Raw genomic sequence first — 16,009 nt, 5'->3', positions numbered from 1 at the left:
AGATCGTCTGGACCATTTGAACCCGAACGGGCCTGCCCCGCTGTCGCCCGGGTCCAAAAGATGGAAACTTATTTTTTAGGAAGAATTATTTTAAGCACCCAGATAGCCAGAAGGCACCCGATGGTATCAAATACAACGTCAACAATATCGGCGTGGCGGTTAAGGGAGGGCAGACTGTGCTGAAGGAGTTCAATCAGGATGCCAAAAGAGGTGCCGATAAGGAAAATGACCCAGAAGTTTGTATTACCGGCTATCGAAATATTGTGATAAAGGCCGAGCAATAAGGTCCAGGTCCCAAAAAGAAGCAGATGACCGATTTTATCATAGCTCCAGATCTCATGATGGGAAAATGTTTCTGCGGGCATCAGGGTCAGGGCCAGCATGATGAGCGTTAACACGATAATACCCAGCGTCAACAGGTAGCTGTTTCCGGAGAGAAAAGAATAGATAGCATTTGATTTCATATAAAATCTCTTGGTTCGGGTAGTCCTTGCGCGGTTTCCAAATAGCGATCCAATTTCTGCTTGCCCTGTAATAATCCTCCCGCGCAGCTGTCGTCCGGCGCGCGGCCGAATGCCAGGTAGGCCCCGACCTTGCCGGCCAGGACATCTCCATTGCCGGCGCGGGCAAAATACCGGGTATTATAGTTGGTTATATAGCACGTTCCGGATGACGTTCCGATAATTCCGGGCATTCCCTTGGAAAGGATCGTTATGTGGTGATCCGATGAAAACGTCCGTACAAAGTTTAACCGCTGGTAGTCGTTTGTTATCGGGTGGTCAGTGAAACGGGAGAGTTCGCCCGGGTGAGGCGTTAAAATCCACTGGGTATCGTCAGGCTTATCCCACTGCCCGGACCGGGCAAGTGCCCAGAGGGCATCGGCGTCAATAACAGTATTCCGGAGGTTTCGGGAAAGAAAGCGGCTTACAAATGATGCCGTCTCTTCCTGTCGCCCCAGTCCGGGTCCCAATAAAACGACCCCCTCTTTTTCCCGTAAGATCTCCAGGGTATGCGAGAGGTGCTGCGGCTTAAAGTGATCATCCGAGGTATCCCCTACCGGCTTTTTAATGATAGAAGGCAGGTTGTGCTCATAGACGGAAAGGAGTCCACGGGGACAAACGATGATTACGGCTCCGAGTCCCTCTGCCCAGGCGCTTTGCGCGGCGAGTATAGCTGCCCCGGTGAGTCCCTCGGAACCGGCAATAATATAAAGCACCCCGGAGGCGTACTTGTGACGCCCGGGCTGAGCAGGGGGACGTTCGACCCAGGATTCGTCCAGCAGAAAGGTATTGCAGGAGCTTTTAAAATGATTGGGAAAAGGGAGCTCGCAGTAGGTGATTTTGCCGGTTCTGGCAGGCCCCTCTTCCAAATAATGGCCCTGCTTTCGTCCCCCGAAAGCAAAGGTTTGTTCGGCCCTGATACAGGCGCCCATGGATTCCCCGGTATCGGCATGGAGTCCGGTAGGGATATCCATGGATAAAACAGGCGCGGGTTGCTTGTTGGCCCACTGCACCCCTTTCAGATAGTCGCCGCGCAGCTCACTGTCGAGACCGGTGCCCAGCATCCCGTCTATGATGAAATCCCAGCTCCCGGATTGATCGAAGGCGCCCCAGCTTTCAAAAATCGTGAGCTGGTTTCGGCTGTCAAACTCACGGAGGAGCTCAAGGTTCTTTTCGGCATCCGGGGATAGGTCACCGGTACCGCTTAAAAAGACAAGGGTGGCGGCAATGTTGTGCTGCATCAGATAGCGTCCGACGACCAGGGCATCGCCGGCATTATTTCCTTTGCCGCATAAATAGAGGCCGTGGGAGGAACCGGGACGGTCGGAAAGTATTGCTTTTGCCGCGGAAGACCCGGCAATTTCCATGAGGGTGAACCCGTCAATGCCCATCTCTTCTATCGTTTTCCGGTCTACTTCCCGGCTTTGCCGGGCGGTAAGTACATAATGTGACAGCGGAGCTTGAAGCATCATGTTACCATCATTTATTAAGCAGTGAACGCCCGGTAATTGTTATTAATTGTAACAGAAAACCGGGGAATACGTTACGTTTCCGTTGTTATCTGCGGATATTCGATCCAACACAAATTGGTTAATATATACCAATTTTTTAAGCAAGTTTTACAAAACCGTTCCTTTGACCTATCGCCGCATTTTCGCGGATTCAATTCCTCAAATATGTTTTATATGCTGTGGTTTTGAATTCACCTCAGGGAGTGATGATGATCAAAATTCATGGTTTTTCAAAACCCTCTTTAATTAATAAGCGCGGGCAAAAAGCACTTTTTGCTTTGAAGGCTTGCCCGTAACCATGCATTTGCCTTCCTCCCCGTCGTCGAGGGGAATACAACGGATGGTTGCCTTGGTTTCGTCTTTAATTTTTTCTTCGGTCTCCGCTGTGCCATCCCAGTGTGCATAGACGAAACCGCCCTCCTCTTCAATAATTTCCCTGAACTCCTCATAGGAGTCTGCAGAGTGCGTGTTCGAGGCAATCCGATCCCGGGCGGTGTTGAAAAGCTCATCCTGGATGGAATCCAGCAGGTCAGCGACTTTTTCAGCAAGTCCCTCGCGGTCGACGATATCCTTGTCGCCGGTATCGCGACGGGCCAGTTCGGCGTTATTGTTCTTGAGATCGCGGGGACCGATGGTCAGGCGCAACGGGATGCCGGCGGCTTCGTGTTCGTTGAATTTCCAGCCGGGACTCATGTTCTCGCGATCGTCGAGCTTCACGCGCACGTCCAGTTCCTTCAGTTCGCTGATGATTTCATCGCAATAGGCAAGAACGTTCTTCTTTTCTTCCTCGCTTTTCCATATGGGCACAATGACCACTTGGTCGGGAGCCAGTTTGGGAGGCAGGATCAGTCCCTGGTCATCGGAATGCGTCATGATAAGTCCCCCTATAAGCCGCGTTGAAACCCCCCAGCTGGTCGCCCAGACATATTCATGCTGTCCCTCGGAGCTCTGGAATTTTACGTCAAAGGCCCTGGCAAAATTCTGTCCCAGAAAGTGAGAGGTTCCGGCCTGCAGCGCCTTGTTATCCTGGAGCAGCGTTTCGATGCAATAGGTATCCACCGCCCCGGCAAACCGCTCTGATTCCGTTTTGACCCCGGTTGTTACCGGCATGGCCATATATTCCTCGGCAAAAGTGCGATAGACCTCCAGCATTCTCCTGGTTTCCTCGACCGCTTCCTCTTTGGTCGCATGGGCCGTGTGTCCCTCCTGCCACAAAAATTCCATGGTTCTGAGGAAAAGTCGCGTGCGCATCTCCCAGCGAACGACGTTGGCCCACTGGTTGATGAGGATCGGCAGGTCGCGGTACGACTGGATCCAGTTTCGGTAAGAATCCCAGATAATGGTTTCGGAAGTGGGGCGGACGATGAGTTCTTCCTCCAGCTTCGACTCCGGATCCACCTCCACGCCGCCATCCGCGCTTTTCAGCCGGCTGTGTGTCACGACTGCGCACTCCTTGGCAAACCCTTCCACATGTTGTGCTTCTTTCGACAGAAAAGATTTGGGAATAAAAAGAGGGAAATAGGCGTTCTCATGGCCGGTATCCTTAAACATCTGGTCCAGCGCCGCCTTCATGTTTTCCCAGAGCGCAAAGCCGTTGGGACGGATCACCATGCAGCCGCGCACCGGGGAGTGGTCGGCCAGCTTGGCTTCACGGATGACGTCTTGATACCACTGCGAAAAATCTTCGGATTTGGAAGTGATTTTTTTAGCCATGAGGGAATGTGTGAGTCAGCGTTCTATGGTTGTAGTAAGAAGCTATACTACGGTTGTAATTTCAATTGATACGATCGCTAAAAATAAGACGAAATTGAGGAGCCTCAAAAAAAGAAGTGGCATTATGGGCAAAAAGATTCCGGAAAGACTTAATATTTATTTCGAAATGCCTTATATTTGGCAACTCTTGAATTGCATGGCGCGGCTGCTTGTGACAGGTCGGGAGTGAGTGCGCCCGGTTTGGGTTCGCCGGCGGCGGACCTCAGATCGATATTTTGAGTCGAGCAGTATTTAAGCGTTGTAAAAATGGCGTGGTAGCTCAGTTGGTGAGAGCGTCGGATTCATAACCCGGAGGTCGACGGTTCGATTCCGTCCCACGCTACTGGATGAGATCCCTAAGTGGTTTATAAACAACCACTTAGGGATTTTTTGTTTGGAAAGGGGGACACAACGGTAAATCAATGCCAGGTTGATGCCCCCTTACAGGGGGTACATATTATTTATTTATATCTCTGCTATAACTTTTTTGCTACCCCCGGGTTCAGTAAAATCATCCCTCCTGTTGACATATCTTGTTTTTTTTGGCCTGTCCTTTAAAAAGTGTTACATATCATGGTTGGCAAGAAGAAACAGCACTGCGTACTAAATTCTTTTAAAGACCATTCTTTTTTGACATTTTCTTGCAAAAGAACGAGACTATCAAGTTCGGTTTCACCCTATTGAAATGAAATATTAACAAAAGCTTAGCAACTATGGCACGTCCTGTAACACTATTCACCGGCCAGTGGGCCGATATGTCACTTGAAACGTTAGCGGAAAAGGCCTCCTCATGGGGCTACGATGGACTGGAGCTGGCCTGCTGGGGCGATCACTTTAATGTTCAAAAAGCGCTCAGGGAGGATGACTACTGTAAAAAAAGAAAAGAGATTTTAGCTGAGTATGATCTAAAAGTATGGTCGATCAGCAATCATTTGGTGGGACAGGCGGTGTGCGATCTGATCGATGAACGGCACAGGGAAATTTTGCCCGAACATGTGTGGGGCGACGGCGATGCGGAAGGCGTGCGCCGGCGTGCGGCGGATGAAATAAAAGATACGGCGCGTGCGGCTGCAAAATTGGGCGTGGAAGTCGTCAATGGATTTACCGGCAGTTCTATCTGGTCCAAAATGTATTCTTTTCCCCCCAATCTCCCCGGGACGATCGACGAGGGATATCAGGATTTTGCTGACCGGTGGAATCCGGTGCTGGATGTGTTCGATGAGGTCGGGGTGCGGTTTGGCCTGGAAGTGCACCCGACGGAGATCGCTTTCGACATCTCCTCGGCCCGGCGGGCGGTCGATGCCCTGGACGGGCGGGAAGCTTTTGGGTTTAATTATGATCCAAGCCATTTTGGCTACCAGGGAGTGGATTACGTGCAGTTTATCCTGGAGTTTGCCGATCGTATTTATCATGCCCATATGAAGGATGTATGGTGGACCGATCAGCCCAAGCGAGCCGGCGTGTTCGGGGGACATTTGGAATTCGGCCATGAGGACCGGTGCTGGGATTTTGTTTCGATCGGCCGCGGTAATATTGATTTCGACCGGGTCATTCGGGCGTTGAATCGTATCGGATACCAGGGGCCGCTATCCATTGAGTGGGAGGACAGCGGTATGGATCGCGAGTTCGGGGCGGAAGAATCCTGCCAGTATGTGAAGGATATTGATTTCTCTCCGCCTTCCGCAGCCTTCGATTCCGCTTTTTCAGATAATGAATAACATTTTCATTATACAACTTTCAGGGCCGTACCAGCGAGAGAGGTACGGCTTCCTTTATTTTGTGGTGGTAGTATAACATTCATTCGTTACATACCTGAGGAGGTATAAGAAAGATTGACTGCATGCTAAAATTAGAACAATGAACAAGCCGGTAAATGAAAAAGATCTGGTCCAGCTTATTACAGGAGCGTGCTCTCCCCGGCAGCGGGCCCGCATTGAGCGCTGGCTGGACCAGAAGCCGGAACATAGAGAGCGACTGAGTAAATTACGTGAAACCTGGACTATTTCCGGAGAGCTGGAGCTGCACCAGAAGGAGGACGAAACCTGGGACAAAATATCACAGCGCATTTCCAATCCCCGTCATCTTACCATTCATCGTTTAGCGGAGGACGAGGATGCTGCCGTAGACAAAAATAAAGGCAAGCTCCATTCTAAAAGTATGCATCCGGAATACAGCCCGTCTACCCGTTCGGGACGTTGGGTAAGCGGTGTAGCTGTAGCCTGCCTTCTGATCGTCGGAACGTTCTACCTGCTTTATGATTACGGACTTTTGGGGGAACAGCAGCATCAACCCGGAGAACGAGCTATGCAAAAGGTGACAGCCGACCGGGGTGAACGAATGAATCTGACGTTAAGTGATGGCACAAGTGTGGTCCTGAATTCCTCCAGCACGATCCGGTACCCCTCCCGGTTTGACGGATCGAAAAGGGAGGTTGAATTAGAAGGGGAAGCTTTTTTTAGTGTTGTCCCCCATGAAGACAAGCCCTTTTTAGTTTATACCAACCGTGCGGACGTTCGGGTTTTGGGAACCAGGTTCAATGTGAATGCGTATGCTGATTTCGACGGAGTAGAAGTTGTGGTGGAAAATGGAACGGTCGCAGTAGCGTCTGATTCACTAACCAAACAGGTGGATCCTGCATTGAAGAATGGTGAGGAGGTTATCCTGAAAAAAGGGGAGTATACTATCGTCAGGGAAGGGGCGGGGCCTACTTCGCCGGTGAATGTTTCATTGGATCTTTATACAGGCTGGATAAACGGAGATCTTATTTTTGAAGCCACACCGCTGGATAGGGTAATAAAAAGGTTGGGACGCTACTATAACCGGAATTTCGAAGTAGCAGACTCGAGTCTCCTCGACCGTGAACTTACCGTATCCTTTAAAAAGGAATCGCTATCCAGGGTGCTGGAGGTCCTCTCGGTAGCACTGGACGTAACCCATGAGCAGAAAGGTTCCCTTATCTATCTGGAATCGAACAAATAAATAGCTGGCCTTCCCTTCCCGTTGTTCCCGTTTTACCCTTAAAATACCTTGTCATTACGAGAAGAGCATCGCGACATTCCAGTCTATCAGCTCCCGGTCTGGTTTGATTGGAAATAACTTTTCTTGCATTTAGGAAAAAATTTGAGAATTTTATTGCATTATATTTTGCATTTAGTGCAATAATCATGAAAAAATATATATTTATTGTCATGGGAAGGGGACTAACAAGCGTTTTATATATGTAAAGCTCTACGATATAAATGCAAAATAGCGACCTGACAGGTTCTCTGGCTGCATGATTTTTGGGATAGGTGGCATTACAATGTAAAATTTTCAGCTTGGGGTCAAAATTTTTGTACTGTTGAGAAGCTGATTTTTAACAAGTGTCAATAATTTATCTGAATAAATTTATAAAAGGAGGAATTATGAAAAAAAAGGGACAATACAGAAACATAACGCTGTTGCTTGTTTGTATAGGTTTGTTTCTACAGGCAGGGGCGGTAGCTCAGGAGAATAGACGGCATCTGCTGGCTGAGACGAATATTAGTGATTCCGGGCATGAAATTGTTCTGCCGGCTTTTATGTCTGAACAAGTAAGTATCAGCGTTCGGGATGCGGATTTAAAAGAGGTACTGGACAGTCTGGAAAAGCAGGCATCTGTTTCATTTTCATACCTGGAACACGTCATTAGCGAGCAGAAAATACATTCAGTAAGCCTGGAGGATGTTTCTCTTGGCGAGGTGTTATCCACGCTGTTTAAACATTCGTCTCTCGACTACATTCCTTTAACGGGGGGGTATATAATTTTGAAAGAAAAAGTAGCGGAAGATGCACGGCTACAAACGGTGCTGACGGGCACGGTCACCGACAGTGAAACCGGGGAAGTGCTTCCCGGCGCCAATGTCTCTGTTGACGGCACGACCATGGGGGCTTCTTCCGACGAAGAAGGCCGGTACACGATCACCGGCCTGGAACCGGGTGATTATACGGTCAGGGCCACGTTTATCGGCTACCAGGCAAGTACACGCGAGATAACAATTGCAGAGGGTCAGGAAACACTGGCCATAGACTTCGCACTACAGCCCGCGGCCATGGCTATGGATGAGATGGTGGTTGTGGGTTATGGTACCCAGACGCGCGGAAGCATTACCGGATCGGTAAGCAGTATACAGGCCGACGATATTAATGTATCGGGACAGAGTTCCATTGAGCAATCGCTGCAGGGGCGGGTCTCAGGAGTACAAGTGGTGCAGACGGGGGGCGGTAAACCCGGCGGAGGCATCAGTGTCAACGTGCGGGGCATCGGTACCATCAACTCCGAATCCCCTCTCTATGTCATTGACGGGGTGCCCATCCAGGAAGATCCGGGCAGCCAGCTCGGCACCGGCGTACTGAACAGCCTGAACCCCAGTGATATCGAATCGATAGATATTCTGAAAGACGCCTCCGCGGCCGCTATTTACGGGTCCCGTGCCTCCGGCGGTGTAGTACTCATCACAACTAAAAGAGGGAGCAGCGGGCCCGTGCAGGTGAATTTTGAGGCGTCCTATGGAAGCCAGGCACAAACAGAATCATATGATGTGCTGAACGCCGACCAATATGCGGATTATATCAGAGACCTGCGGTCCGGCCCCAACAGCGGGGATCTGCCCGCTAACTTTGAAAACGGGGAACGTCCCCCGCATAATACGGACTGGCAGGAGGAGCTGTTCCGGGCGGCCCCGCTGCAAAACTATAATCTGGATATTTCCGGCGGGGGAGAAAATTCCACCTACAGTGTGGGATTAGGGTACTTCGATGAGGAAGGGACCATGGTCGGAAGCGAGTTCCAGCGCTATACGGTCCGCGGGAATTACCAGTTTTCCATGAATGACAATATTGATTTCGGCGGATCCGTACTGCTGAGTAAAAGCGATATCGGCCAGAATGACGAAAGCGGGGGACGCCGGTCGCTGGAGCATGCGATGAAACAGGCTCCGACGGTGCCCGTCTACGATGATTCCTTTTTGGGAGGATTCGGCTGGCCCGTTACCGCTGACGGACAGGATGCCTCCAATCCCATTGCTACCGCACATCTGGTGGACGACACCATCGAACGCTATTCAGTCGTGAGTTCGGTCTATGGAGAAGTCACCTTCCTGAACAATTTTACCTATAAACTGCAGGCCGGGCTGGATTTCAGGTATTCCGATCAGATCGTATATAATGATGTCTATGAAAATACCCGGAGATTAACCGTACGCTCGTCGCTGGACAGAACCCGCAATCAAAATATTAACCCGCTGGTTGAACAGACACTGACCTATGAAAACACCATTGGAGAGCACGATTTCAGCGTGCTGGCAGGGTTTTCAGCCCAGTCTTTTACTTTTGATTTTGTAAATGGCAGCGGGGTGGATCTTCCCCCGAATGTACAGTCGCTGGGGGCCGCTTCCGCCCAGTTAAGCGTTGACAGCGAAACCCAGGAAAATACCCTGCGCTCGTTGTTCGGACGGGTAACCTATTCGTACGACAATAAGTACCTGCTGACGGCCAATATCCGCCGCGATGAGTCTTCCAAACTGTTCAACAGCACGGATCCGGTAGGTATTTTTCCGTCCGTGTCGGTAGGCTGGAGGGTAAGCGAAGAACCTTTTATGGCGGACTCGGATGTTATCAGCAACCTGAAAATCCGGGCCGGTTATGGAGAGCTGGGCAACCAGTCGGTGCTTTCCAACTATCCCACGATAGTAAATTTGAGCACCAACTACTACTATGTGTTCGGAGGAGAAAATACGCAGGGCATCGGCCAGCAGGACATGGCCAATCGTGACATCAGCTGGGAAACCTCCGTTCAGACCGATATAGGATTGGAACTCGGTTTGTATGATGATTTGCTGACGCTGGATATGGACTATTATAACCGCCGTACCGAAGACCTGCTCTGGCCTGCCCAGGTGCCGGCTTCGGTCGGGCTGAATGCTCCTTTTATTAACGCGGGGACGGTTGAAAACAGCGGGATCGAATTTTCGCTGGCCTATCAGCAGACGTTCGGAGATCTGAACCTCAACCTTTCAGGGAACTTCACGACCATCAATAACGAGGTTACCAGCCTGGGACCCAATGATGACCTGGAAATAATTCCGGAAGACGCGGATGTCTCCGACGACCTTCAGGATGTATCAATTACCCGGGTCGGGGAGCCCGTGGGACAGTTTTACGGCTATGTAACGGACGGACTGTTTCAGGACTGGGATGAAGTATACAATCACGCCACCCAGAACCAGGATCCGGATGGAGGCCGCAGCGAGGTAACAGCCAGCGAGTATACCGCTCCCGGCGATATCCGGTTTAAGGATCTGAATGGAGACGGGGTGCTCAATGAAGAGGATAAAACGATCATCGGAAATCCCATTCCCGATTTTACGTATGGATTTACGGCCGACCTGTCCTATAAAAACGTTGACTTCAATCTGTTTTTGCAGGGGAACTACGGCAATGACATCTACAATGGCGCGACGAAATGGCTGCAGGACTTGCGCCAGAACTTTAACCAGGGAACGGCAGCCCTGGATCGGTGGACGCCCGATAACAGATCGACGGATATCCCAAGAGCAAATCCCAATGATCCGAATTCGAATATCTCCTGGAGTTCCGACCGGTATGTAGAAGATGGTTCTTACCTGCGGATAAAAGCACTGACCATAGGCTATACCTTTAACCAGCCCTTCGTAAACCGGATCGGTGCAAGCCGTTTCCGGCTCTATGCCAAAGCGCGCAATCTCCTGACGTTCACCGGGTACAGCGGATTAGAGCCCGAAATCGGATCCTTGTCTACCGGTACCGCCCGCGATGCCGGCATAGACCGGTTTGTATACCCGCAGCCCCGGGCATTTCTGCTGGGCGTACAACTGGGATTTTAGGAAAGGAAAATTTATACTCAAAGATACCCATTATTATGAAGCGACTAATACCGATCATACTTTCGTTAAGCATGACAGCTGTACTGTATGTCAGCTGTACCGATAGTTTTTTAGAGACGACCAACCAGAATAATGTCAACTCGGAGTCATTTTACCAGACCGCCGACGACGCGGTGGCCTCGGTTAATTCCGCTTATGCGATGCTGCAGGCGCATGGATTATGGGGACGAAGTATCTTCTTTTTGCTGGACTTTGCCGGCGAGGAGGTGGGGACTACGGCCAACACGCAGGGACCGCCCCTGCAGCTGCTGAATCATACCTATACTTCGTCCGGCAACACGCATATCACGACCCCCTGGAGCAATTTGTATGATATGATTTCCAAGGCCAATTCCACGATCCTGAATGTCTCTGAAATGGAAGAGATGGATGCCGGTCTGAGAGACCGGGTGGTCGCAGAGGCGCATTTTCTGCGGGGACTCGGTTATTTTTATATCAATGCGATTTATGGCGGCGGGCCGCTGCGCACTGCTGACAATCTCGACGAGATTCATCTGCCCCGCTCCTCTGCAGAAGAAATATGGACCCAGGTAGAAAACGACCTGGAAGCCGCATACCAGGTGCTCCCCCGGAAAGGGGAATACAGTGATGCAGATGTGGGTAGGGCAACCTCGGGAGCAGCCCGGGCGCTGCTGGGTAAAGCGCATTTATACCAGGAAGAGTGGAGTGAGGCCGAAACGCAGTTCCAGGCCGTGATTGACTCGGAGGTATACCACCTGATCAGCGCGGAGGAATTCGGCGGCGATCCGGTGGCCGCTATGCGGTCGAATCACGCTCCGGAAGTGGATAACAACGATGAAGCGGTGTTTGAGGTTCAGTTTGCCGCCGGCACCGGCTTCGGCTGGGAAACGGATGGCACGGGATTAAATGAAACCTCCATACGTCCCCAGGAATACGGGGTCAACGGCTTTGCCTTTTACAATGCGGTTCCGGCAACTGATTTGATTGAAGCGTATGAAGACGACGACCCGCGGCTGGAGGCTTTTTACTTCGGCCCGAACAGTACCTACCAGGGCGAGCCCTATCCCTTTGAAGAGGATGGGTGGGCCTGGAAAAAATACCAGAAAACCGATGAGGCCGAACAGAGCGAATCGGATGCCAATATGGATGTCATCCGCTATGCCGATGTGCTGCTGATGATGGCGGAGGCCAGGATACAACAGGGAGCCGTGGCCGACGGGGTCGATTACATCAACCAGGTGCGCCGGCGGGCCGATCCCTCCGGTGCTATTCTGCCGGACCGGGTAACGACAGACCCATCGGAGGCCATGGATTTTCTGATTCATGAGCGCCGCGTTGAATTGTCCGGCGAGCAGACCCGGTTTTTTGACCTCGTGCGATGGGGATTGGCCGCCGAAGAACTGGGGACTTTCCAAAATGGAAAGCACGAAGTATTTCCCGTTCCCCAGGAAGAAATTAACGCGAATACCGAGATCAGTCAGGATGATCAAAATCCGGGGTATTAATATTAATAACGTTGCACCGGGAATACCCGGCTGACTATCTCCATGCTAATACATATTAATAAATTACGCGTTGCGTGATCTAATTGCTATAGGGGATGGCTGGTATTATATTATTAAATTATAGGAGAGAGTGCATGTCAGGTTAACCAGCCTGCATGCGCTTTCTTTATTTTCGGGATAATCCGGTATTATTCAGAGGCAACCGAAGGCTGCCCCATACGAGCTGGCTGATGCCACTTTTTAGTGTGAAAACATTATCTGGATTTATAATTATCTGTTTTTAAACTTAGAATCTTTGAAAAATCAGTGATTTTGTTCAAGCTGCAAAGGCAAAGGGAGAGAGGTGAGAACATGAAGCGAACATTTATTAGATGAAACTGGCGATACGAAATAACCATAAGCTTTTAGTTCTGGGAACTTTTCTGTGCATGGGTCTTCTTTCGGGCTGTGGAACATCCGGGGATGGGGATGAGCAGGAAGCGCCCCTCTTTGAAAAATTTCCCCCGGGCCGCACCGGGGTCACTTTCTCCAACAAGATTACCTCCGGCCGCTCTTTCAACGTGAATGATTTTCCGTATCTCTATAACGGCGGGGGCGTAGCCGCAGGGGATATCAACAACGACGGGCTGCCGGACCTGTACCTGTCCGGGAATATGGTCAGCAGCCGCCTGTATCTCAACAAGGGTAATTTTGAATTTGAAGATATTACCGAATCTTCGGGGACCACCACGTCCGGCTGGGCCGGGGGCGTAAGCATGGTCGATATCAACCATGACGGCTACCTGGATATCTACGTCTCTGTTTCGGGTCCCGCTGACAGGGCACCCGGAGAAAGAGAAAACCTCCTGTTTATTAATAACGGCGATGAGACGTTCACCGAGAAAGCCGGCGAATACGGGCTGGCGGACCCGGGATTTACCACGCATGCGGCCTTCGTTGATTACGACCTGGACGGCGACTTGGATGTCTACCTGATTAATAATTTTCCCGGGACGTTTTCGAGGGACAACCGCTCCGGTTTGCGCCCTGAGATCAATGACGGCACCTCTGAAAGTACCGATGCGCTGTACCGTAATAATGGCAATGGCACTTTTGCGGACGTTTCCCGCCAGGCCGGTATTCTCAGGGAAGGCTACAGCCTGGGACTGGCGGTGACGGATATCAACCGCGACGGATACCCGGATATCTATGTATCCAACGACGTGCAGCCTGATGATCTGCTGTATATCAATAACGGGGACGGTACGTTTACCGACCGGGCCGCAGATTATTTCAAGCATACCAGCTACGCGGGCATGGGGGCGGATATCGGGGACGTAAACAACGACGGTTGGCCTGATATCCTGCAGGTGGATATGCTTCCCCCCCTGCTCAAAGATCAAAAGCGGGTCACGGGCGCGGTCAGTTACGATTATATGCAGCGGCAGCAACAGCAGGGATATCAGCGGCAATATACCCAGAATACGCTGCAGCTGAGCAATGGAACAGACCGGAATAATAACGTTGTTTTTAGTGAAATAGGACAGCTGTCCGGCGTTGCTGCAACCGGCTGGAGCTGGGCGAGCCTGTTCGGAGATTACGATAATGACGGGTGGGACGATATTATGATTACCAACGGCTATCCCAAAGCCGCAAATGATTATGATTATCTCATTGCGCTCAATCAGTCCACCATGTTCGGCAGCGACAGTACCCGGGAGCAAAAAGTATACGAAATGCTGGATGAACTGGAGGGATATGAGTCCCCCAACTACTTTTTTAAAAATAACCGCGATCTTACCTTTACGGATGTTTCGGTTAAATGGGGGTTCAGGGAGCCCTCGTTCTCCTATGGAGCCGCCCATGCAGATCTGGACAACGACGGCGATCTGGATCTTGTCGTAAATAATATGAATGCCGGGGCCGGAATCTACGCGAACCGGGCAGACACGCTTAACCCGTTTCATTACCTGGGCATCGAGCTGCGTGGGGATTCGCTGAATACCTTCGGGATCGGAGCCCGGGTGTCGGTGACGGCCGGGGGAGAAACCCAGTCCGCCGCTTTTTGGCCCTACCGGGGATATCAGTCCACCACCGAAGCTACCCGGATGCAGTTCGGCCTCGGGGAAGCCGACCGGGTCGACTCGCTGGAAGTACGGTGGCCGGACGGACGTTACCAGCTGCTTACCGATCTCGAAGCCGACCGGGATATTACCCTTCGCCATGAGAACAGCCGGGACGCTTCCCGGCCGGGAACACCGCCTGGACAGGCGCAATTTTTTGCAGAAGTGGATGACCTCGGTATCGACTACCGGCACAGGGAAAACCAGTATGTTGATTTTAACAACGAACCCCTGCTGCCCCGCATGCTCTCGAGGCTGGGCCCGGGCGCGGCGACGGGAGATGTTCATAATAACGGGCGGCGTGACCTGTTTCTGGGCGGCGCGGCGGGAGAGGCCGGGCGGCTGTTTATCCAGCAGCCGGACGGCACCTTCAGGCAGTCCGACCATGAGCAGCCCTGGCAGGAAGACGCTTCGCGGGAAGACACCGGCGCCCTTTTTTTTGATGCCAATGGGGATGGGGCGATGGACCTGTATGTGGTCAGCGGGGGGAACAGCTACTCGCCCGCGTCCGACCGGCTGCAGGACCGGCTCTATTTAAACAGCGGGGACGGCCGGTTTGTGAAAACGGATAATATGCTCCCGGATATGTATACCAGCGGGTCGGCGGTGAAGGCGGCTGACTACGACGGCGACGGCGACCGGGATCTGTTTGTGGCCGGCAGGCATGTGCCCGGGCGATACCCTTCCCCGGCAAAGAGCTATATCCTGCGGAATGAGGGAAGCGGCTTCACGGATGTTACCGCTGAGGCTGCCCCGGGGCTGGTGGAGCCCGGTCTTGTAACCGATGCGGAATGGGTAGATTTTAATGGGGATGGCACCCTTGATCTGGTTGTAACCGGTATCTGGATGCCGGTGAGTTTTTTTGAAAACAACGGCGGCGAATTTCAGAATGTGACGGCCGGCCTGGGACTGGATGAGCAGTCCGGCTGGTGGCAGAGCATCCGAAAAGCGGATCTCGACGGGGACGGTGACATGGACTTTGTGGTTGGAAATTTGGGCTGCAATATCGAGTATAGTGCCCCGGGCCGGGGTTCGATTCACCTGCTGGACCATGATTTTGACGACAACGGTCGCCGGGAGGCCATAACAGCAGTTGGGAAGGACGGCCGGTATGAACCCCTGCACGGGATGCACAGTATGGAACGACAATTCCGGGGTATGACCCGCCGCATCCCCTCTTTTGAAGCATATGGCGAATCCAGCCTTGCCGATATGTTCGGGGAACAAAAAGTAGGGGAAGCCGGGCACAGGCAGGCCAATTATTTTGCCACGTCGGTGCTGATGAACCGGGGGGACGGTCAATTTGCCATGAAGTCGCTGCCGAATGAAGCACAGCTTTCTCCCGTCCATGATATCCTGGTTTCGGATATCAACGGGGATGACCATCCGGATATCATCACAGCCGGTAACCTCTACCATCCTAATCCCGAAATAACCAGAAGTGACGCCGGGAATGGTCTGATTCTCCTTGGAGATGGCGAGGGGCATTTCAATCCGGTTTCTCCCTTCAAGAGCGGTTTTGTGGCCCCGTATAATGCCCGGTCGTTAGCGATGATGCATACCCGCAGGGGCAGGTATATCCTGGTCGTCAATAATGACGGTGAGCTCCAGGTGTTTAAAAGTACCATCCGGCAGCCCTGAAGCCGCCGTGTGGCTATATAGTAAAGGAGATGGGGCGGCTAAGAGCATCGGGAGGGATTCAGAGGCCGGCGTGTTATCTTCGCAAGCCCGTCAAGT

The 16,009-nt window shown here is 51.8% G+C and carries 8 protein-coding genes and 1 tRNA gene; 6 read left to right on the top strand and 3 right to left on the bottom strand.

The genetic code is table 11. The features are described 5' to 3' along the window. Positions 1-68 precede the first annotated feature (68 nt). The 3 genes from BUB16_RS06950 to proS form a co-directional block, all read right to left on the bottom strand. Positions 69-464 carry a VanZ family protein gene (locus BUB16_RS06950; protein ID WP_073061349.1) on the bottom strand — a complete coding sequence of 132 codons (396 nt, stop codon included), beginning with the start codon at positions 462-464 and terminating at the stop codon, positions 69-71. After that, on the bottom strand, positions 461-1,972 hold the full coding sequence (locus BUB16_RS06945) for a bifunctional ADP-dependent NAD(P)H-hydrate dehydratase/NAD(P)H-hydrate epimerase (RefSeq protein ID WP_073061347.1): 1,512 nt from the start codon (positions 1,970-1,972) through the stop codon (positions 461-463). Before BUB16_RS06945 ends, BUB16_RS06950 begins: the two co-directional genes overlap by 4 nt. Positions 1,973-2,257: 285 nt before the next feature. Next, on the bottom strand, positions 2,258-3,724 hold the full coding sequence (gene proS / locus BUB16_RS06940; protein ID WP_073061343.1) for a proline--tRNA ligase: 1,467 nt from the start codon (positions 3,722-3,724) through the stop codon (positions 2,258-2,260). Between the two features lie 308 nt (positions 3,725-4,032). On the opposite strand from proS, the gene BUB16_RS06930 reads away from it, so the two are divergent. The 6 genes from BUB16_RS06930 (at position 4,033) to BUB16_RS06905 (ending at position 15,913) form a co-directional block, all read left to right on the top strand. Beyond that, positions 4,033-4,106: transfer RNA gene (locus tag BUB16_RS06930), tRNA-Met, on the top strand. 370 nt (positions 4,107-4,476) lie between these two features. Then, complete coding sequence (locus tag BUB16_RS06925; RefSeq protein WP_073061338.1) at positions 4,477-5,481, top strand: sugar phosphate isomerase/epimerase family protein; 1,005 nt, start codon at positions 4,477-4,479, stop codon at positions 5,479-5,481. A gap of 139 nt (positions 5,482-5,620) precedes the next feature. Next, on the top strand, positions 5,621-6,742 hold the full coding sequence (locus BUB16_RS06920; protein WP_073061335.1) for a FecR family protein: 1,122 nt from the start codon (positions 5,621-5,623) through the stop codon (positions 6,740-6,742). Positions 6,743-7,167: 425 nt separating this feature from the next. Then, positions 7,168-10,644 carry a SusC/RagA family TonB-linked outer membrane protein gene (locus BUB16_RS06915; RefSeq protein WP_084088099.1) on the top strand — a complete coding sequence of 1,159 codons (3,477 nt, stop codon included), beginning with the start codon at positions 7,168-7,170 and terminating at the stop codon, positions 10,642-10,644. A 35-nt stretch (positions 10,645-10,679) separates the two neighbouring features. Continuing rightward, entirely contained in the window at positions 10,680-12,170 is a 1,491-nt protein-coding gene (locus BUB16_RS06910) for a RagB/SusD family nutrient uptake outer membrane protein (protein WP_084088098.1), read from the top strand. Positions 12,171-12,541: 371 nt separating this feature from the next. Then, positions 12,542-15,913: a VCBS repeat-containing protein gene (locus tag BUB16_RS06905; protein ID WP_084088097.1), complete on the top strand. Its 3,372-nt coding sequence runs from the start codon at positions 12,542-12,544 to the stop codon at positions 15,911-15,913. Positions 15,914-16,009 lie beyond the last annotated feature (96 nt).

It is taken from the genome of Fodinibius roseus (assembly GCF_900129315.1).
GTDB classification, from domain to species: Bacteria; Bacteroidota; Rhodothermia; order Balneolales; family Balneolaceae; genus Fodinibius; species Fodinibius roseus.
The sequence above is the reverse complement of the archived record's forward strand: the minus strand, read 5'-3'. Positions and strand labels throughout refer to the sequence as shown.